This window comes from Microbacterium sp. PI-SA-G, assembly GCF_057215335.1.
Map to the genome: position 1 here is coordinate 466,821 of NZ_CM170103.1, position 19,113 is coordinate 485,933.

Genomic DNA, 19,113 nt, shown 5'->3' on the forward strand with positions numbered 1-19,113 from the left:
TGCTGGCGCCCCGGCGTGCGCTCCAAGGCAGAACGCGGACGATACGTCCGTGAGTCGTGAAAGTCGCGACCACGTCATCGGAAGGACAGCTTCGTGACCACGAAGTCCCAGGACCGCCGCAAGGTGCGTCTGAGCCGTGCCCTCGGCATCCCGCTCACCCCGAAGGCCGCCCGCTACCTCGAGAAGCGTCCCTACGCTCCGGGTGAGCACGGCCGCACCAAGCGCAAGGCAGACAGCGACTACGCCGTCCGTCTGCGCGAGAAGCAGCGTCTGCGCGAGCAGTACGGCATCCGCGAGAAGCAGATGCGCAACACCTTCAACGAGGCACGTCGTCACGACGGCCTGACGGGTGAGAACCTGGTCGAGCTGCTCGAGATGCGTCTCGACGCCCTCGTCGTGCGTTCGGGCTTCGCCCGCACCACCGCGCAGGCTCGCCAGCTCGTCGTGCACCGTCACATCCTCGTCGACGGCCAGCTCGTCGACCGCCCGTCGTTCCGCGTGAAGCCGGGTCAGCTCATCCACGTCAAGGCCAAGAGCGAGGGCACCGAGCCCTTCCAGGTCGCAGCCGCCGGCGGTCACGCCGAGGTCCTGCCTCCCGTTCCCGGCTACCTCGAGGTCGAGCTCGACAAGCTCCAGGCACGTCTGCTCCGTCGTCCGAAGCGCGCCGAGGTCCCCGTGACCTGCGAAGTGCAGCTCGTCGTCGAGTACTACGCCGCTCGCTGATCCAGCGAACGCATTCATACGCAAGAGGCGTCGGGGGTTCCCGACGCCTCTTGTGGTTTCGGCATACGATGAAGACACCGCGCCTTCGCGGACAAGGGCAAGGATGACGTCATGAAGAACATGCAGTGGTTCCTGATCGGTGTGATCGGCGGCTTCATCGCCGCACACTTCATGAACAAGGACCCGCGTGGCCACGACATCCTCGCCGAGGTCGACGCCCGCATCAACGGGTTCACCGCTCTCATCGGCGACGCCTACCGCGAGCAGGAGGCACGGCTCACTGAGCCGGGCGACAACTGAACCATCTCCGCGCCTCGGCGCGTCATCTTCACGCAAGGACACCCGGCACCCCATGAAAACTGCGGAGATCGCGAAGCGTTACCTCGACTTCTTCGAGAAGAACGATCACGTCATCGTCCCCTCCTCCTCGCTCGTCAGCGAAGACCCGTCGCTCCTGTTCACGGTCGCCGGGATGGTGCCGATGATCCCGTATCTGACCGGCGTCGTGCCCGCTCCGCACCCCCGCATCGCGGATCTGCAGAAGTGCATCCGCACCAACGACATCGAAGAGGTCGGCAAGACCGCCCGCCACGGCACGTTCTTCCAGATGATGGGGAACTGGTCGTTCGGGGACTACTTCAAAGAGGGCGCTATCCGCTACGCGTGGGAGTTGCTGACGTCGTCCGAGGCGGACGGCGGCCTGGCCTTCGACGAGAAGGACCTCTGGGTCACGGTCTACGAGACCGACGACGAGGCCGAGGCCATCTGGCGCGACATCATCGGGCTGAAGCCGGAGCGCATCCAGCGCCTCGGTCGTGCCGACAACTACTGGAACACCGGCCAGCCGGGACCCGGCGGTCCTGACTCCGAGATCTTCTTCGATCGCGGTCCCTCCTACGGCAAGGACGGCGGCCCCGCGGTCGACGACTCCCGCTTCCTCGAGATCTGGAATCTCGTGTTCATGCAGGACTTCATCGAGAACATCCGCGGCAAGACCGAGTTCGACATCGTCGGGGAGCTGCCGATGAAGAACATCGACACCGGCATGGGTCTCGAGCGCGTCGCCTTTCTCAAGCAGGGCGTCGAGAACATGTACGAGAGCGATCAGGTGCGCCCGGTCCTCGACCGTGCCGTCGAGCTCTCGGGCCGCACCTACGGCTCCGATCACCAGGACGACGTCCGGTTCCGCGTGGTGGCCGACCACGTGCGCTCGTCGCTCATGCTGCTCTCCGACGGCGTGCGCCCCTCGAACGAGGGCCGCGGCTACATCCTGCGGCGCCTGATGCGCCGTGCCGTGCGCGCGATGCGTCTGCTCGGCGTCGACGAGCCGGTCTTCCCCGAGCTCTTCGCAGCGTCGCGCGACGCCATGAAGACCGTCTACCCGGAGCTCGAGACGGACTGGTCCGTGCTCTCCTCGTCGGCGTTCGCGGAGGAGGAGACCTTCCGCCGCACGCTCGCCTCCGGGTCGACGATCCTCGATCTCGCGCTCGACCAGACGAAGAAGAGCGGCGGAGCCACGCTCAGCGGCCCGGAGGCTTTCCTCCTGCACGACACCTACGGATTCCCCATCGACCTCACCCTGGAGGTCGCTGAGGAAGCCGGACTCGACGTGGACCGCACGGCGTTCGACGCGCTCATGCAGGAGCAGCGTCAGCGCGCGAAGGCCGACGCCCGCAACCGCAAGCGCCAGCTTGCCGACCTCTCGATCTACCGCGACCTGCGCGCGCTCGGCGAGACCGGCTTCGACGGGTACACCGCTCTCGAAGTCGAGTCGCGCATCCTGGGCATCCTCGTCGACGGCCATCCGGTGCGCAGCGCCTCGGAAGGGCAGATCGCCGAGGTCGTGCTGGCCGAGACCACCCTCTACGCCGAGTCCGGCGGACAGGTCGCCGACAAGGGCACCATCGTCGGGCCGGGCTTCGAGCTCGAGGTCCTCGACGTGCAGCGCCCCGTCGCCGGGCTCATCAGCCACACGGTGGAGGTCTCACGCGGCAGCGTGGCAGTCGATGACGCCGCGACCACGGTGGTCGATGCCGCGAACCGACGCGCCGCCCGCCAGGCCCACTCGGCTACGCACCTCGTGCACGCCGCTCTCCGCGACACGCTGGGCCCGACCGCGACGCAGGCCGGTTCGCTCAACCGCGCCGGCTACATGCGCTTCGATTTCTCCTGGTCGCAGGCGCTGTCGGGGGAGACCCGTTCCGAGATCGAGGAGATCACGAACCGCGCCGTTCAGGACGCCCTCGAGGTGACCACCCGGGTGATCTCGCTCGACGAGGCCAAGCAGGCCGGCGCGATGGCGCTGTTCGGCGAGAAGTACGGCGATGTCGTGCGCATGGTCGACATCGGCGGCCCCTGGTCGCGTGAGCTCTGCGCCGGGACGCACGTCGGCTCGAGCGCCGAGATCGGTCTCGTCAGCGTTGTCGGCGAGTCATCTGTCGGCGCGTCGAACCGTCGCATCGAAGCGCTCGTCGGAGCCGACGCGTTCCGCGATCTTGCGGCGGAGCGCGCTCTCGTCTCGCAGCTTTCATCGTCGCTCAAGACGCCACGTGAGCTGCTTCCCGAGCGCATCGCCGACCTCGCCGCGAGCCTCAAGGTCGCCGAGAAGCGCATCGCGCAGTTCGAGGCCAAAGAGCGTGCCGGTCGGGTTCCGGCGATCGCCGAGGCCGCAGCGCGCGTGGGAGCCTTCCACGTCGCCGCGCAGTCGCTGGGCGAGGTGGCCTCGGCCGACGACGTGCGCGAGCTCGTGCTCGGAGTGCGTGAGCGTCTCGGGTCGGACGCCGCGGTCGTGGCCCTCGGCGCGATCGTGAACGGTCGCCCTGTGGTGGTCGTCGCGACGAACGACGCGGCACGCGCGGCCGGAGCCAAGGCGGGTGCCCTCGCCAAGCGTGCGGCCGGCGTGCTGGGCGGCGGTGGCGGCGGACGAGACGACGTGGCTCAGGGTGGCGGAACGGACGCGGCGGCACTGCCGGCGGCGCTCGACGCCATCGCGCAGGAGCTGCGTACAGCGTGAGTGGGTTCCGCCGCGGCGTGCGGCTCGGAATCGACGTGGGTCGTGCGCGCGTCGGGGTCGCCCGGTGCGATCCCGACGGGATGCTCGCCGTGCCCGTCGAGACCGTCCCGCGCTCGGAGACCTCGGTCGATCGGTTGGTCGAGTTGGTCGCGGAGTACGATCCGATCGAGTTCGTGGTGGGGTTGCCGGTCAACATGCGCGGTGACGACACCGCCTCGACGGTCGACGCTCGGGACTTCGCCGCGCTCATCCAGACGCGCTCGGGGCTTCCGGTGCGACTCATTGATGAGCGTCTCAGCACCGTGACCGCCCATGCGGCTCTGCGCTCTTCGGGGCGATCTCAGAAGAATTCTCGTAGCATTGTGGATCAGATCGCTGCGGTGGTCCTGCTGCAGCAGGCGATCGACATGGAGAAGAGCACCGGAAACCCGGCCGGTGCCGCCATCTCGCCGAACGAGGAGTCTGCCTGAACATGGCCGAACGCGAGGGTGATGCCGCCCAGAACGACGCAGACTCCCGCCTGGGCGATCTGTTCTCGAACCTTCCCGACCCGACGCAGCAGATCCCGTCCGTCGACACGAGCGAGCCCACGCCGGGTTCGCGGCGCGCGGCACGCGAAGCGGCATCCGCTCGACCGACCATTGGCGGGGGAGCTGCCGAGCCTGATGCCGGCGAGGCTCTCGAGCCGGCCGCGGAGCCGGTGCGTGCCGATGCTGACGCCCCTCGCGAGCCGTCGGTCGTCCCCGTGCGTGCCTCAGCGGATGCCGTCGCCTCTGCGCGACAGGAGCCTGCCGAGGAGGCGACTTCCGTGCTGGGCGGGGGACTCGACGATCTGTTCGTCGCCACGGAAGACGGTCGTGGCGATGGGAGGCCCCCGAAGAAGAGGCGCCGGGCGGGATGCCTGATCGCGCTGGTCATCGTGCTCGCGATCTGCGGCGGGATCGCGGCCGGCGGACTCTGGGTGTGGAACACCTACGGTGAACGCATCACCGAGGTCATGGGCTGGGGCGAGCCCGACGACTGGGAGCCGGGCATCGCGACCGGGGAAGCTCTGGTGACGATCAAGTCCGGCGACACCGGCGGACCCGTCTCGGTCGCCCTGTTCGAGGCTGGCGTCACGAGGACCGAAGACGTCTTCTACGACTATCTCGTCGCAGAGGCTCCCGCGACGACCTTCTACCCCGGCGTCTACCAGCTGCAGACGAAGATGACGGCTGAGGCCGCGCTGGCCGCTCTGCAGGACGACGCGAACAAGCTCGACAACACCGTCTCGATGGGAGAGGGCGCCACGATCGAGTCTTCTCTTCCCGAGATGGCCGAGACGATGGAGATCCCGCTCGCGGACTTCGAGGCCGCGGTGGCGGATCCCGCCGCCTATGGGGTGCAGGCGCAGAGTCTCGAGGGCTGGCTCTTCCCGGCGCTCTACGAGTTCGATCCGGGTGTCACCGCGACCCAGGTGATCCAGCGCATGGTCGACCGCACCCGGGAGTCGCTCGCGGCTGCCGGCGTTCCCGCGGGCGATGAGGAACGAGTCCTCACGATCGCCTCGATCATCCAGCGCGAGGGACGCACCGACGACTTCGCGAAGGTCTCACGTGTCATCCAGAACCGCCTCGACATCGACATGAAGCTGCAGATGGACTCGACGGCGCAGTACGGCTACGGGTCGCTGCACGAGGGAGTGGTGTCGAGCTCCGCCGAGGCGCTCGAGGATCCCAACCCGTGGAACACCTACGTGAACACCGGGCTTCCGGTGACGCCGATCGCCAGCCCGAACGATGCGGCGATCGAGGCCGCGATGAATCCGGCGGACGGGCCGTGGATCTACTTCGTCACGATCGACCTGTCGACCGGAGAGACGCAGTTCTCCGAGACCTACGAAGAGCACCAGGCCGGCATCGAGAAGTGGCGCTCCTGGTGCCGCGAGAACCCCGACGCCGGATGCTGACCGCGTGAGCGGCTCGCGTCTGGCGGTGTGGGGCGACCCGATCGCGCACTCGAAGTCGCCGGCGCTGCATGCCGCGGCCTACGAGGTGCTCGGGCTCGACTGGCGATACGAGCGACGGCAGGTGTCTGAGACCGGCTTCCTCGCGAACCTGCGGTCGCTCGACGCCGACTGGCGCGGTCTGTCGCTCACCATGCCGCTGAAGGAGCAGGCTTTCCGCGCCGCCGCGTCGCACGACCCGCACGCGCAGGCGACCGGCGCCGTGAACACGCTGCTACTCGGATCGGAGGTCCGCGGCTTCAACACCGACGTCGGCGGAATCATCGACGCTCTCGCGGAGCACGGGATCACGCAGGCCCCGTCCGTCCGCATCCTCGGGGCGGGGGCGACCGCGGCATCCGCACTCGTCGCCGTCAGTGAGATGGGCGCAACATACGTCGACGTGCGCGCCCGACGCCCCGAGCAGGCCGCGGCGCTGACGGACCTCGGAGCGCAGCTCGGGGTCACCGTCACCCGCGACACGCTCGACGCACCGTCCGGAGCAGTCGATCTCACGATCGCGACGCTGCCGAGCGGCACCATCCTTGACGCCGACATCGCCGACGGTCTCGCTGCCGGCGGAGGGGTGCTGTTCGACGCGGCCTACGCGCCGTGGCCCTCCGCTCTCGCGACGATGTGGGGAACGCGTCCGATCGTGTCGGGCCTCGGGATGCTCCTGCACCAGGCCGTCCGCCAGATCCGCATCTTCGTGCACGGCGACCCGCTCGTCCGTCTCGACGACGAGGCACGCGTGCTCGCGGCGATGCGCGCAGCCCTCGCCGTCTGACCGCCCCACGGCGACATCCGGCGCGGCACAGGGTGAAACGCATGGGAGACTGGAGCAATGCTCCGCGTGCTCACGGCCGGCGAATCGCACGGCCCAGAACTCATCGCCGTCATGGAGGGTCTGCCCTCCGGTGTGCCGGTGTCCTCCGAGGCCATTCAGGCCGACCTCGCCCGACGCAAGCTCGGCTACGGCCGCGGTTCGCGGATGAAGTTCGAGCAGGATGAACTCACGATCTCCGGTGGCGTGCGCCACGGCAAGACGCTGGGCAGCCCGATCGCGCTGCGCATCGGCAACACCGAATGGCCGAAGTGGATCGAGGTCATGAACCCCGAGCCCATCGAGCTGACCGACAGATCACGCGGACGCAGCGCTCCGCTGACACGCCCGCGCCCAGGACACGCCGATCTCGTGGGCATGCAGAAGTACGACTTCGATGAGGCCCGCCCGATCCTCGAGCGCGCCAGTGCCCGCGAGACCGCCGCGCGGGTGGCGCTCGGGGCGATCGCGCGGTCGTTCCTCTCCGAGCTCGGCATCCGCCTGGTCAGCCACACGCTCTCGATCGGGCCGGTGCGGGTTCCCGAGGGCTCGGTGCTTCCGGGGCCCGACGACGTCGACGCGCTCGACGCTGATCCGCTGCGTTGTTTCGATGCCGCGACGTCGGCCCTGATGGTGGCCGAGGTCGATGACGCGAAGAAGGACGGCGACACGCTCGGTGGCATCGTCGAAGTGCTCGCCTACGGACTGCCGCCGGGACTCGGCTCGCACGTGCACTGGGACCGTCGTCTCGACGCACGCCTCGCGCAGGCGCTCATGAGCATCCAGGCGATCAAGGGCGTCGAGGTCGGAGACGGATTCGAGACCACTCGGCGACGCGGATCGGCCGCGCACGACGAACTGTTCGCGACAGCGGACGGCATCACTCGTGGCTCCGATCGCGCCGGCGGCACCGAGGGCGGTATGTCCACCGGCACCGTGCTGCGCGTCCGCGCCGGCATGAAGCCGATCGCGACCGTGCCGCACTCGCTCCGCACGATCGACGTCGCCACGGGTGCGGACGCCACGGCCCACCACCAGCGTTCCGATGTCTGCGCGGTGCCGGCGGCCGGTGTCGTCGCCGAAGCCATGGTCGCGGTCGAACTCGCGAATGCGGTGCTCGAGAAGTTCGGCGGCGACAGCATCCGCGAGACACGCAGGAACCTCGAGGGATACCTGGCCGGCATTCCCGAGGAACTGCGCACGACGGCGGGCAGCGACGCTGAACTGCTCGAGCATGACCGGGGCTGAACCCGGCCATCTTGTCCTCATCGGCCCGATGGGCGTCGGAAAGACGAGCATCGGCAGGAGAGTCGCCCGCCAGCTCGGCGCACGATTCCTCGACACGGACAAGATCGTGGTCCGTGATCACGGACCCATCCCCGAGCTCTTCGTCCGTTTCGGCGAAGCACACTTCCGAGAACTCGAGCGCTCTGCGGTCGTCGAAGCCCTCGCCTCCGGCGGCGTCATCGCCCTCGGCGGCGGAGCGGTGCTCGATCCGGACACCCGCGCCGACCTCGGCCGCCACCGGGTCGTGCTGTTGACGGCCGCCGCACGCATCGTCGCCTCCCGCATCCAGGGCAGCGGACGACCGTTGCTGGCCGGCGAAGAGGATCCCGTTGCACGCTGGCGCCGCATCTACGAGTTTCGGAAGCCGCTCTACGAGGAGGTCGCCGACGTGACCTTCGACACCTCGACGGGCCCGCTCGCGGACATCGTCGCCAAGATCGTGACCTGGGCTCAACGCCCCGCTGTGGAGGATTCATGAACGACATCACGACCATCCCGGTGACCGGGGAGAGCGGCTACGACATCACCGTCGGCCACGACATCCTCGATCGAGTCGGGGATGCTCTCGATCCCGCTGTTCGCAAGGTGCTCGTGGTGCATCCGCCGACTCTTGCCGATCGCGCAGCCCAGTTGCGTGAACGCCTTCAGGCTGACGGCGGCCGGGAGGTTTTCCTCGCCGAGATCCCCGATGCCGAACAGGGCAAGCGCATCGAGGTGGCCGCGTTCTGCTGGCAGGTGCTCGGACAGGCAGACTTCACTCGCACGGACGCGGTCGTCGGATACGGCGGGGGCGCCGTGACCGACCTTGCCGGCTTCGTCGCCGCCACTTGGCTTCGTGGCATCCAGGTGGTGCAGGTCCCGACCACTGTGCTCGGAATGGTGGATGCTGCCGTCGGCGGCAAGACCGGCGTGAACACGGCAGAGGGCAAGAACCTCGTCGGAGCGTTCTGGGCGCCCCGGCACGTCGTCTGCGATCTCGACGAACTCGCCTCGCTCTCGCGCAATGAGTCCGTCGCCGGCTTCGCAGAGGTGGTGAAAGCCGGCTTCATCCGGTATCCCGAGATCCTCGACCTGGTGGAAGCCGACCCCGAACGCGCGATCGATCCGACGACGCCGGAGTTCCGACGGTCGATCGAACTCGCGATCGAAATGAAGGCACATGTCGTCAGCGAAGACTTCCGAGAGGGCGGAGCGCGCGAGATCCTGAACTACGGCCACACGCTCGGCCACGCGATCGAACACGCTGAGCGCTACCGGTGGCGGCACGGCGCTGCGATCTCCATCGGCATGCTGTTCGCCGCCGAACTATCGCGGCTCGCCGGCCGGCTCCCCGACGCCGCCACGCAGCGACACCGTCGGATCCTGGAGACCTTGGGGCTGCCGACCTCGTATCGCCCCGGAGCATTCCCGCAGCTGCTCGCCACCATGCAGCGCGACAAGAAGAGCCGGGGCGGGATGCTCCGATTCATCGTGCTCGACGACATCGCCCGACCGACCGTGCTGCAGGCGCCGGATGAGTCGCTGCTCTTCGCCGCCTACCAGGAGGTCAGCGCCTAGTTCGTCTGCGCCGCATTGACGGAGGCGACATCGTCCTTCAGCCCGAGCTGAGCGGTCGGTACGTTCTTGGTCTCCCGTGCGGTCAGCGCGCTACCCGCGGCGATCAAGGCGATGATTCCGGTGAAGACGCTGATCACGACCCAACCGCCCTCCTGGACTCCGCCCAGAGCAGTAACGATGCTCGGTGCGAAGCCGGCCATCAGGAAGCCGAGCTGGGTGCCGATCGCCATGCCGGAGAAGCGAACTCGCACGCTGAACATCTCGCCGTAGAACGAAGGCCACACGGCGTTCGCGGCGGCGTATCCGAACGAGAAGGTGAGGATCGCGAGGGCGAAGGTCAACACGGTGTTCCCACCGGACATCGACAGCATGTAGAACGGCATCAGGATGGCCGCGGACAGTGCGCCGTAGATGAAGACCGGCTTGCGGCCGATACGGTCGGCCAGCATTCCGAACAGCGGCTGCGTGCCGAGGGCGACGATGTTGGCGACGACGACGAGCCACAGCGTGAGGCTTTCGGCGAGACCGACCTCCTTGCCGTAGGCGAGAGCGAGGTTGCCGAAGACCGTGGAGATGGCGGCGACGAAGGCGCAGCAGATCACGCGGACGACGTCGCGCCAGTGGTACTTCGCGAGCGGCACGAGCGGAAGGCGGGCGATGGTGCCGTCTTTCTTGGCCTGTTCGAACTCCGGGGTCTCCTGCAGGCTGCGACGGATGAAGAATGCCACGAGCACGACGATCGCGCTGAGCCAGAACGGGACGCGCCATCCCCACGAGTACTTGATGTCGTCCGGCATCGCCACCACCGGGATGAAGATGAGCGCCGCGAGGATCTGACCCCCCTGAGTGCCCGTGAGCGTCCAGGAGGTGAAGAACGCCCGGCGGTCGTCTGGGGCGTGCTCGAGGGTGAGGGAAGAGGCGCCGGCCTGCTCTCCAGCCGCTGACAGACCCTGCATCAGACGGCAGAGCACAAGCAGCACCGGAGCGAACCAGCCGATCTGGGCGAAACCGGGGAGGCAGCCGATGATGAACGTCGAGAGACCCATCAGCAACAGCGTGAACATCAGCACTTTCTGCCGGCCTATGCGGTCGCCGAAGTGCCCGAGGATCACGGCGCCGAAGGGGCGCGCGATGTAGGCGAAGCCGAAGGTCGCGAACGACATCACGAGCGACGCCTGATTGTCGCTGGGAAAGAACACCGTCGGAAAGATGAGGGCGGCAGCGGAGCCGAAGAGGAAGAAGTCGTAGTACTCCACGGCGCTGCCCATGAAACTGGCGACCGCTGCTTTGACCGGGGTCTTGCGGGGGATCTCGGGGGTGGACATTCGAATCGTGCTCCTAACGGGCGAGGACATCGTCGTCGGTGATGAGGTCGTGGAAGTGGGCGGTCATACGTGCGGCGTCCGGGCGGATGCCGGTGATGAGGTGGAAAGCATCGACGGCCTGGTGCACCGCCATGAGTCCGCCGTCGAGCGTGCGTGCACCGATGCTCTTGGCCGCTTTCAGCAGCTCGGTCTCCAAGGGCCGGTACACGATGTCACCGACCCACATGTCGGGACGAAGGAGCTCGACGGGGAAGGGCAGGCCGGGATGCTCTGCCATACCCGTCGGCGTGCAGTGCACGACCCCATCTGCCTCAGCGAGCAGGCGGGGGAGTGTCGTCATCGGTCCCGCGTCGACCCGGTTCGCACCGTGCCGATCCCGCAGATCGCTTCCGAGATCGGCGGCGCGTGCCTCGTCGATGTCGATGAGGTGCAGGTGGCGTACGCCCTCGCGGAGCAATGCATCAGCGACAGCAGATCCGGCGCCGCCGGCCCCTATCTGGACGACGTCGCCTGTCGGTGCGCCGGACAAACCGCCGGTGAAGGCCGCTGCGAAACCTGTGGTGTCGGTGTTGTGGCCGATGCGCTCACCATCGCGGAAGAGGACCGTGTTCACTGCACCGAGGGCTGCGGCCACCGGATCGATGCTGTCGAGATGTGCGAGCACGAGTTGCTTGCAGGGGTGGGTGATGTTGAGGGCGTCGTATCCGAGACGCTGCGCCCAGTCGAGGACGTCGCCGAGGCGGTCGGGAGAGAGGTCCAGCGCCGTGAGGTCGATCGGACGGTAGACGTACGCGATTCCGAGGCTCTTCGCCTCGGCCATGTGCATACGCGGCGTCAGCGATGGCGTGACGCCGGCGCCGACCAGGCCAACGAGATAGGGGTGCGTTCGAGCCACAGTGCTCCTTCGGTACGACCATGTACGAGACGTAATGTACTAAACGGTACGTTCAGGATTGACGACAAAACGCTGTCTGTCAAGCATCGTCTCGAGGTGCAGCCGTTCGGAGGGGGTCAGCGCGGAGCAGCCGTGAGCCAGCCGACGATGACATCGCCGATGACGGCGCGCAGGTGACTGCGTCGTTCCGGATCAGCGAACGACACGTCGAAGAGGTACCCGAAGGTGTACTGGTTCGCTACCGGGAACACGCAGTACGCACTGATCACCATGTGCACATCGATGGCATCGACGTCGGTGCGGAAGGCGCCGGTGGAGCGGCCGCGCTCGAGGATCTCATCGAGGATCGACTTCGCCGGCTGGGACAGCGTCCGCAGTGAGTCGATCCGGCGGATGAACTCGCCGCGGTGGATGTTCTCGATCGACACGAGCCGGATGAACGCATCATGCGTCACGTGATGGTCGAAGGTCAGCTCGGCCAGCTCTCTGACGGCGGCGACCGGGTCGGTGTGGCTGACGTCTATCGAGCTCTCCGCCTCTCGGATGCCACGATAGGCCTGTTCGAGAACCGCGATGTAGAGACCTTCTTTACTGCCGAAGTAGTAGTAGATCATTCGCTTCGTGGTGCGCGTGCGAGCAGCGATCACGTCGACCCTGGCGCCGGAGTACCCGTCCTCCGCAAAGACCTCCGTGGCGACGGCGAGGAGTTCGGCGCGGGTCCGCTCGGCGTCGCGGCTGGAAGTCGTCACAGGGTCAGATTAGTCCAGCCGTACCCTTTCCTGCATTTGTACCGTCTGGTACATTGGCGCGCATGCGGACCTCCATCGCCACCGTGTGTGTCAGCGGAACCCTCGTCGAGAAGCTTCATGCCTGCGCTGAGGCCGGCTTCGACGGGGTGGAGATCTTCGAGCCCGACCTGGTTGCCGCCCCCGAGAGCCCCGAGGAGATCCGCGCTCTCGCCGATCGCCTCGGACTCACCCTCGACCTCTATCAGCCGTTGCGTGACGTGGAGGGCGTCGAAGAGATGCTCTTCGCCGAGGTGCTCCGCCGCGCGGAGGCGAAGTTCGCGCTCATGAAGCGCCTTGGGATGAATCTCGTGTTGTGCTGCAGCAACGTCGGCACCGCCACGATCGATGATGACGAGGTGAGCGCGGGGCAGCTCCGGCGGCTCGGCGAACTCGCCCAGCGGTACGGCATCCGCATCGCTTACGAGGCACTCGCCTGGGGAAAGTTCGTCGACGACTACCGCCGGGCGTGGCGCATCGTGAAGCTCGCCGATCACCCGGCGGTCGGCGTCTGCCTGGATTCCTTCCATGTGCTGTCTCGCGGCCACGATCCGGTACAGATCGAGCAGATCCCGGCGGAGAAGATCTTCTTCCTGCAGCTCGCAGATGCCCCTCGGCTGTCGATGGACGTTTTGTCTTGGAGCCGACATCATCGGCTGTTTCCGGGGGAGGGCGCTTTCGACCTCGTCGCATTCGTCGGCCATGTGCTCCGTGCCGGCTACTCCGGACCGCTCTCGCTCGAGGTGTTCAACGACACCTTTCGGCAGACCGATGCCCGCCGCACCGCCGCCCATGCGCGCCGCTCCCTGCGTTGGCTGGAGGACGCCGTGGCCCGGGCTTTCCCTGAGGCGCAGACGCGAGGGCTGGAAATGCTCTCGGACAGCGCAGCTCCGTCCTCCGTCGACTTCGTGGAGATCAAAGCAGAAGACACCTCGGAGTTGGAGTCGCTGCTCACCCAGGTCGGATTCACCGCGCGCGGACGACACCGCACGAAACCGGTCTCACTGTGGACGTGCGGGCGCGCACGCGTGATCCTCAACGAGCAGCACGCCCGAGACCTTCTACCGCATCTGGCCGCGATCGGCTTCGAGGTCGACGACGCAGAAGCCGTGACCCGCCGGGTCGAGGAGCTGCGAACTCCCCGGGTCTACCGGCGCACCGGTGCGAGCGAACAGGCGTTGGATGCGGCCTTGGCTCCCGACGGCACCGAAGTCTTCTGGTCGCAGGCATCCGATGCGGGAGAACCGGCGTGGGTCGTCGAATTCGAGAACGGGTCGGCACCTCAGGCAGGCCAGGTCACCGGCATCGACCATGTCAGCATGACCCAGCCGTGGCAGGTCGTCGATGAGACGGTGTTGTTCTACACCGCGGCGTTCGCGCTCGCCTCCGAAAGCTCGAGCGAGGTCGCGAGTCCCCGCGGACTCGTGCAGAGCAGGGTACTCGGATCGCCTGGTGGCAGCATCCGTATCCCGTTGAACGTCGCGCCGCCGATAGCCACGGAGCAGGGTACGACCAACGGACTGCCGCAACATGTCGCCTTCCGCTGCTCCGACATCCGCTCCCTTGCTCGCGTTGCAGCAGAACGCGGTCTCAAGCCGCTGCCGATGCCGGACAACTACTACGAGGATCTGACAGCCCGCCTCGACATCGATGCGGAGTTCGTCGGTGAGCTGCGCGCTCTGCACCTCGCCTACGACCGTGACGAGTCCGGCGAGTACCTGCACTTCTACACACGCACCATCGGCCAGATATTCTGCGAGTTCGTCGAGCGGCGCGGTGCCTACGACGGATTCGGAGCGGCGAACGCCTCCATCCGGCTCACCGCTCAGGGCGCTGTCGCCCGCTGATATGGTGCGAACATGACCATCCCGCGCCGCATCCTGCTCGTCAACGGACCGAACCTGAACCTGCTCGGCACCAGGGAACCGGAGGTGTACGGCACGGCGACTCTGGCCGACGTCGAAGCGCTCACCGCCGACGCCGCGTCGGAGTTCGACGTCGAGGTGCGTGCGGTGCAGAGCAATCACGAGGGTGTGCTGATCGACGCGATCCACGCGGCTCGCGCGGACTGCATCGGCGTCGTGATCAATCCGGGCGGTCTGACGCACACCTCCGTGGTGCTGCGCGACGCCCTCACGGGGGTCGCGCTGCCCTTCGCCGAGGTCCACATCTCGGACGTGTACGCCCGTGAGGAGTTCCGCCACCACTCCTACCTGCACGACGTCGCGCGCGTGCGGGTGATCGGTGAAGGCGTCGCGGGGTACGCCACCGCGGTGCGGCAGCTCCTCGCGCTCATCCCGTAGACTCGACTGTCGGCCCTCGCCGAGCCTGTCGAAGGGCGGCCGCGACAACCACACACGAAACGGAACCCGCAGCGCATGGCATCTACCGCAGACATCAAGAACGGCGTCGTCCTCAGCATCGACGGACAGCTCTGGAACGTCATCGAGTTCCAGCACGTCAAGCCCGGCAAGGGTGGCGCGTTCGTGCGGACCAAGCTGAAGAACGTCGTCTCGGGCAAGGTCGTCGACCGCACCTACAACGCGGGCGCGAAGATCGAGATCGAGAACGTCGACCGCCGCGACTTCACCTACCTGTACGCCGACGGCGACAGCTTCGTGTTCATGGACACGGCGGACTACGACCAGATCACGGTGGGTGCTGCCACCGTCGGCGATGCGAAGAACTTCCTGCTCGAGAACCAGCAGGTCACCATCGCGCTGAACAACGGCAACCCGCTGTACATCGACCTCCCGGCGTCCGTGATCCTCGAGGTCACGTACACCGAGCCGGGCCTGCAGGGCGATCGCTCCTCGGCCGGCACCAAGCCCGCGACCGTCGAGACCGGCTACGAGATGCAGGTCCCGCTGTTCGTCGAGCAGGGCACCAAGATCAAGGTCGACACCCGCACGGGTGACTACCTCGGCCGCGAGAAGTAAGGCGTGAGTGCCCGGACAAAGGCGCGCAAGCGCGCTCTCGACATCCTGTTCTCCGCCGACGTGCGCGGTGACGAACTCTCGGTGACTCTCGCCGCCGAGGCCAAGCGAGCGGCGAGTGAGCCGGCACGCGAGGCCTCATGGCTCTACGCGCGCGAGATCGTCGACGGCATCGTCGACCACCGCGACGAGGTCGACGAGCAGATCACCACGCACAGCCGCGACTGGAAGATCGAGCGCATGCCCGCCGTCGACCGCGCCCTGCTGCGCATCGGGGTCTGGGAGCTGCTGTACAACGACGAGGTGCCGACGGCGGTCGTGATCGACGAGGCCGTGGAGCTCGCGAAGGAGTTCTCGACCGACGACTCGGGCGCATTCGTGCACGGCGTTCTCGCCCGGGTGGCCCGCGCCGCCTGACCGTTTCGCCCACGTCGCAGCTCCGTATCGGATGCTGCGGGAAGAAGCTGGCATGCCCGCACCTCACGTCGACCTCCGCGATCTCCTGCAGATCACGGACGCCGGTGGGTACGCGCGCGGACTGGCGTACTTCCGGGAAGGGAACGTTCTCGACCTCGTCTGGGACGAGGACAACGAGCATCTCGAGGGCCACGTGAAGGGCAGCAAGGACGCCCGCTACGTCGTCGAGGTCGGATTCGTGTCGTCGAACGGCAAGAGTCACGTCCGCTCCACACGATGCTCGTGCCCGGTGCGCTCCGGATGCAAGCACGTCGTCGCAGCCCTGCTCGCATCGAACGTGAACGAGTACTCGCGGCAGAGCGGAGCCCGGAGCGTCGAACCGGCCACCCTTCCTTCCGCCGTTGTACCGGCCGTCGTCCCTTCGTGGCGTGCGCTGGTCGGTCCTGCGAGCGTCGCCAAGACGAGCCCCTTGGCGCTCGGCGTCGAGCTGCGGCATCGCGAGGCGCGCGGCGACAACCACTGGGCTCCTCGCGCGGTGCGTCCGGCGACCCCGCGCGACCTCGCCCGACCGACCGGCGAGCTGCTCCTGGCGATACGCCCACTCATGCGCAGCCAGCAGACCGGCGCGTGGATCCAGGGTCACGCCGGGTGGGACCTGGTGCGCCGCGACGCGTCTCAGTTCGGCCGAGCGCAGACACGGTGGTTCGGCGATCTGCTGAGCATCTCGCGCGACTCGCTGCTGTCGGGCAACTCCGGTGACTGGCTGGTCGTGGACCAGATCGAGTCCGGGCTGCTGTGGGGGCATCTGCGCGCGGGCGCGGCGCTCGGCATCCCTCTGGTGTCCACCCAGAAGAACTCCACCGTTCAGCTCGCCGATACCGCCGAGATCACGGCCATGATCACGCGCGACGAGCAGGGAGCGCTGACGGTCGCGGCGGCCGCCACCATTGACGGCCAGGCGGTGTCGGCGGCGGAGGTGCATCCGATCGGCCGCTCGGGAGTGTACGCCGCCGTGCTGCGCGGCAGTCGGATGCAAGTCACTCTCGCCGAGGTGCCCCTGAGTCCGCAGGTGCGCGCTCTGGTCGACGCGCGGCATCCGATCGTCGTCCCCGCGCAGGAGGAAGAGGCCTTCGTGGCCGAGGCCTACCCGCTGCTCGCCCGACGCACCGTGGTGCAGACGGTCGGCGACGTCTCGCTTCCTGAGATCCCCTTGCCGGAGCCCGTGCTCACCGTGGTCTTCGAGCGCGGCGACGTCGTGCGCTACACCTTCGCCTGGTCGTACGGCGGATTCGGCACGGTTCCCTTCGTGGCAGGTTCGGCGGCGGTGCGCGATGCCGAGGCCGAAGAGGTGCGGCGCGCAGAGCTCGAGACGGTGTGGCAGGAGCAGATGGCGACGCGTTTCACGCCGTCTGGCTCCTTCCATGACGTCGACGCCGCGGCCTTCGTCGCGCAGGTCGTGCCGGCGTTCGAAGCCGCCGGCGTCACGGTCGTCACCTCCGGCACCCGTAAGGAGTATCGCGAACTCACCGGCGTGCCCGAGGTCACCGTGTCGACCGTCGAGACGCCGGACTCCGACTGGTTCGATCTCGGCATCATCGTGACGATCGACGGCCGGAACATCCCGTTCGGGCCATTGTTCACGGCCCTCACCAGGGGGAAGAAGAAGCTGTTGCTGTCGGACGGCGGCTACTTCACGCTGAACCATCCGGGGCTGGATCGCCTGCGCGAACTCATCGACGAGGCCGGCGAGCTCAACGAATGGGAGACCGGGCCACGTATCAGCCGCTACCAGACCGACCTCTGGGAGGAGTTCGAGGATCTCGCCGACGAGTCGCAGCCGGCAGTGAGCTGGCGCTCCATCGCCGAGGGGCTGCGACAGGCGACCGGTGTCCCGGCGACCGAAGTGCCCGCATCGGTTCAGGCTGAGCTGCGGCCGTACCAGAAGACGGGATTCGACTGGCTCGCCTTCCTCTGGAGACATCGACTCGGCGGAATCCTGGCCGACGACATGGGCCTCGGGAAGACGCTGCAGCTGCTTACGTTCGTGCAGCACACCCGGGACGAGGGGGAGCGGCGGCCGTTCCTCGTGCTCGCCCCCACCTCTGTGCTCAGCACCTGGAAGACCGAGGCCGCCCGTTTCACGCCCGATCTCCGCGTCACCGTCGTCGAGAGCACCAGCGGAACGCGCCGGAGCGCGCTGACCGATGCCTCTGCGGGAGCGGACATCGTCGTGAGTTCGTACACCGTCGCGCGGCTCGACGAGAAGGAATTCGCCGCTGTCGAGTGGGCGGGCCTGATCCTCGACGAAGCGCAGTTCGTCAAGAATCCGACGACGAAGCTGCATCGGGCGATCTCGACGTTCCGCGCCGATGTGACGTACGCGGTCACCGGCACACCGATGGAGAACAGCCTCTCCGACCTCTGGTCCCTGCTGAAGCTCGCCGCCCCGGGTCTGTTCCCCTCCGCGCGGAAGTTCCGGGAGCGCTACATCCAGCCCATCGAGAAGGGCAAGGTCCCCGAGAACGAGGAGGGCGGCGAGTACCGCCGGCGCCGGCTCTCACAGCTGCGCCGCCGCATCCGCCCTCTCATGCTGCGGCGTACGAAGGAGATCGTGGCCTCCGATCTGCCGCCGAAGCAGGAGCAGGTGCTCGAGGTCGAACTCAGCCCGGCTCACCGGGCGTACTACGACGTCGTGCTGCAGCGTGAGCGGCAGAAGGTGCTCGGTCTGATCGACGATCTCGACCGCAACCGGTTCATCGTGTTCCGCTCGCTCACCCTGCTGAGGATGCTGAGCCTCGCACCCGTGCTCATCGACGAAGAGCATGCGGACATCGGCTCCAGCAAGCTCGACACGCTCCTCGAGCGGGTCGCCGAACTGCAGGCCGAGGGACACAGAGCGCTGGTGTTCAGCCAGTTCACGTCGTTCCTCGATCTCGCCGCCGCGCGTCTCGACGCCGCCGGCATTGCCTACGCGCACCTCGACGGGTCGACCCGCCGTCGGCAGGACGTGGTGGACGGGTTCCGGGCGGGCGACCAGGTCGTGTTCCTGATCAGCCTGAAAGCCGGCGGGTTCGGACTCACCCTCACCGAAGCCGACTACGTGTTCCTGCTCGACCCCTGGTGGAACCCGGCGGCCGAGGCCCAGGCCATCGACCGCACCCACCGCATCGGCCAGACCAGTCAGGTCTTCGTCTATCGCATGATCGCGGCGGGAACGATCGAGGAGAAGGTCCGAGAGCTGCAGCAGCGCAAGGCCCGCCTGTTCACGGCCGTGATGGACGACGAGGCGCTGTTCGCGAAGTCACTCACCGCCGATGACATCCGCGGACTGTTCGAGGACTGACAGCCTTTCTCACGGCCCGTCCGAC

General features: G+C 67.5%; 17 protein-coding genes. 14 read left to right on the plus strand and 3 right to left on the minus strand.

Features of this window, described 5'->3' with window-relative positions; all coding sequences use genetic code 11:
- Positions 1 to 93: 93 nt before the first annotated feature.
- The 9 genes from rpsD to aroB all read left to right on the plus strand — a co-directional run bounded on the left by rpsD (position 94) and on the right by aroB (position 9,387).
- Complete coding sequence (rpsD, locus tag AC2D10_RS02405; RefSeq protein ID WP_282217100.1) at positions 94 to 723, plus strand: 30S ribosomal protein S4; 630 nt, start codon at positions 94 to 96, stop codon at positions 721 to 723.
- A 111-nt stretch (positions 724 to 834) separates the two neighbouring features.
- Entirely contained in the window at positions 835 to 1,023 is a 189-nt protein-coding gene (locus tag AC2D10_RS02410) for a hypothetical protein (RefSeq protein WP_484710240.1), read from the plus strand.
- A 52-nt stretch (positions 1,024 to 1,075) separates the two neighbouring features.
- Positions 1,076 to 3,736: an alanine--tRNA ligase gene (alaS, locus tag AC2D10_RS02415; RefSeq protein WP_484710241.1), complete on the plus strand. Its 2,661-nt coding sequence runs from the start codon at positions 1,076 to 1,078 to the stop codon at positions 3,734 to 3,736.
- The gene (gene ruvX / locus AC2D10_RS02420; RefSeq protein WP_484710242.1) at positions 3,733 to 4,206 is read left to right on the plus strand and encodes a Holliday junction resolvase RuvX; all 474 of its coding nucleotides are present in this window, start codon (positions 3,733 to 3,735) and stop codon (positions 4,204 to 4,206) included. Before alaS ends, ruvX begins: the two co-directional genes overlap by 4 nt.
- Before the next feature lie 2 nt (positions 4,207 to 4,208).
- A complete protein-coding gene (mltG, locus tag AC2D10_RS02425) occupies positions 4,209 to 5,684 on the plus strand; it encodes an endolytic transglycosylase MltG (RefSeq protein ID WP_484710243.1) in 1,476 nt (491 codons plus the stop codon).
- 4 nt (positions 5,685 to 5,688) lie between these two features.
- Positions 5,689 to 6,507 (plus strand): shikimate dehydrogenase family protein, encoded by an 819-nt coding sequence (locus tag AC2D10_RS02430; RefSeq protein WP_484710245.1) that lies wholly within the window; start codon positions 5,689 to 5,691, stop codon positions 6,505 to 6,507.
- Positions 6,508 to 6,564: 57 nt separating this feature from the next.
- Positions 6,565 to 7,791 carry a chorismate synthase gene (gene aroC, locus AC2D10_RS02435; RefSeq protein ID WP_484710246.1) on the plus strand — a complete coding sequence of 409 codons (1,227 nt, stop codon included), beginning with the start codon at positions 6,565 to 6,567 and terminating at the stop codon, positions 7,789 to 7,791.
- Entirely contained in the window at positions 7,778 to 8,308 is a 531-nt protein-coding gene (locus AC2D10_RS02440; RefSeq protein ID WP_484710247.1) for a shikimate kinase, read from the plus strand. The genes aroC and AC2D10_RS02440 overlap by 14 nt, the downstream gene beginning before the upstream one ends.
- Positions 8,305 to 9,387 (plus strand): 3-dehydroquinate synthase, encoded by a 1,083-nt coding sequence (gene aroB / locus AC2D10_RS02445; RefSeq protein ID WP_484710248.1) that lies wholly within the window; start codon positions 8,305 to 8,307, stop codon positions 9,385 to 9,387. Before AC2D10_RS02440 ends, aroB begins: the two co-directional genes overlap by 4 nt.
- Here the strand turns inward: aroB and AC2D10_RS02450 are convergent.
- The 3 genes from AC2D10_RS02450 to AC2D10_RS02460 form a co-directional block, all read right to left on the minus strand.
- The gene (locus AC2D10_RS02450) at positions 9,384 to 10,712 is read right to left on the minus strand and encodes an MFS transporter (RefSeq protein WP_484710249.1); all 1,329 of its coding nucleotides are present in this window, start codon (positions 10,710 to 10,712) and stop codon (positions 9,384 to 9,386) included. The genes aroB and AC2D10_RS02450 overlap by 4 nt on opposite strands.
- 13 nt (positions 10,713 to 10,725) lie before the next feature.
- Positions 10,726 to 11,607 (minus strand): shikimate dehydrogenase, encoded by an 882-nt coding sequence (locus tag AC2D10_RS02455; protein WP_484710250.1) that lies wholly within the window; start codon positions 11,605 to 11,607, stop codon positions 10,726 to 10,728.
- A 116-nt stretch (positions 11,608 to 11,723) separates the two neighbouring features.
- Entirely contained in the window at positions 11,724 to 12,356 is a 633-nt protein-coding gene (locus tag AC2D10_RS02460; RefSeq protein WP_484710251.1) for a TetR/AcrR family transcriptional regulator, read from the minus strand.
- Positions 12,357 to 12,418: 62 nt separating this feature from the next.
- On the opposite strand from AC2D10_RS02460, the gene AC2D10_RS02465 reads away from it, so the two are divergent.
- From AC2D10_RS02465 to AC2D10_RS02485, 5 genes are all read left to right on the plus strand, one after another.
- The gene (locus AC2D10_RS02465) at positions 12,419 to 14,239 is read left to right on the plus strand and encodes a bifunctional sugar phosphate isomerase/epimerase/4-hydroxyphenylpyruvate dioxygenase family protein (RefSeq protein ID WP_484710252.1); all 1,821 of its coding nucleotides are present in this window, start codon (positions 12,419 to 12,421) and stop codon (positions 14,237 to 14,239) included.
- Positions 14,240 to 14,251: 12 nt separating this feature from the next.
- Positions 14,252 to 14,695, plus strand: a complete 444-nt coding sequence (gene aroQ / locus AC2D10_RS02470; RefSeq protein WP_484710253.1) for a type II 3-dehydroquinate dehydratase — start codon at positions 14,252 to 14,254, stop codon at positions 14,693 to 14,695.
- 75 nt (positions 14,696 to 14,770) lie between these two features.
- On the plus strand, positions 14,771 to 15,331 hold the full coding sequence (gene efp, locus AC2D10_RS02475) for an elongation factor P (protein ID WP_484710255.1): 561 nt from the start codon (positions 14,771 to 14,773) through the stop codon (positions 15,329 to 15,331).
- 3 nt (positions 15,332 to 15,334) lie between these two features.
- On the plus strand, positions 15,335 to 15,745 hold the full coding sequence (gene nusB / locus AC2D10_RS02480; protein WP_484710256.1) for a transcription antitermination factor NusB: 411 nt from the start codon (positions 15,335 to 15,337) through the stop codon (positions 15,743 to 15,745).
- Between the two features lie 52 nt (positions 15,746 to 15,797).
- Entirely contained in the window at positions 15,798 to 19,088 is a 3,291-nt protein-coding gene (locus AC2D10_RS02485; RefSeq protein WP_484710257.1) for a DEAD/DEAH box helicase, read from the plus strand.
- Positions 19,089 to 19,113 lie beyond the last annotated feature (25 nt).

Bases quoted from the DNA above. Each gene is read 5' to 3' on its own strand.
- aroC (WP_484710246.1), top strand. From the start codon at position 6,565: ATGCTCCGCGTGCTCACGGCCGGCGAATCGCACGGCCCAGAACTCATC.
- efp (WP_484710255.1), top strand. From the start codon at position 14,771: ATGGCATCTACCGCAGACATCAAGAACGGCGTCGTCCTCAGCATCGAC.
- AC2D10_RS02410 (WP_484710240.1), top strand. From the start codon at position 835: ATGAAGAACATGCAGTGGTTCCTGATCGGTGTGATCGGCGGCTTCATC.
- mltG (WP_484710243.1), top strand. From the start codon at position 4,209: ATGGCCGAACGCGAGGGTGATGCCGCCCAGAACGACGCAGACTCCCGC.
- AC2D10_RS02450 (WP_484710249.1), bottom strand. From the start codon at position 10,712: ATGTCCACCCCCGAGATCCCCCGCAAGACCCCGGTCAAAGCAGCGGTC.
- aroQ (WP_484710253.1), top strand. From the start codon at position 14,252: ATGACCATCCCGCGCCGCATCCTGCTCGTCAACGGACCGAACCTGAAC.
- alaS (WP_484710241.1), top strand. From the start codon at position 1,076: ATGAAAACTGCGGAGATCGCGAAGCGTTACCTCGACTTCTTCGAGAAG.
- AC2D10_RS02440 (WP_484710247.1), top strand. From the start codon at position 7,778: ATGACCGGGGCTGAACCCGGCCATCTTGTCCTCATCGGCCCGATGGGC.
- AC2D10_RS02485 (WP_484710257.1), top strand. From the start codon at position 15,798: ATGCCCGCACCTCACGTCGACCTCCGCGATCTCCTGCAGATCACGGAC.
- aroB (WP_484710248.1), top strand. From the start codon at position 8,305: ATGAACGACATCACGACCATCCCGGTGACCGGGGAGAGCGGCTACGAC.
- AC2D10_RS02465 (WP_484710252.1), top strand. From the start codon at position 12,419: ATGCGGACCTCCATCGCCACCGTGTGTGTCAGCGGAACCCTCGTCGAG.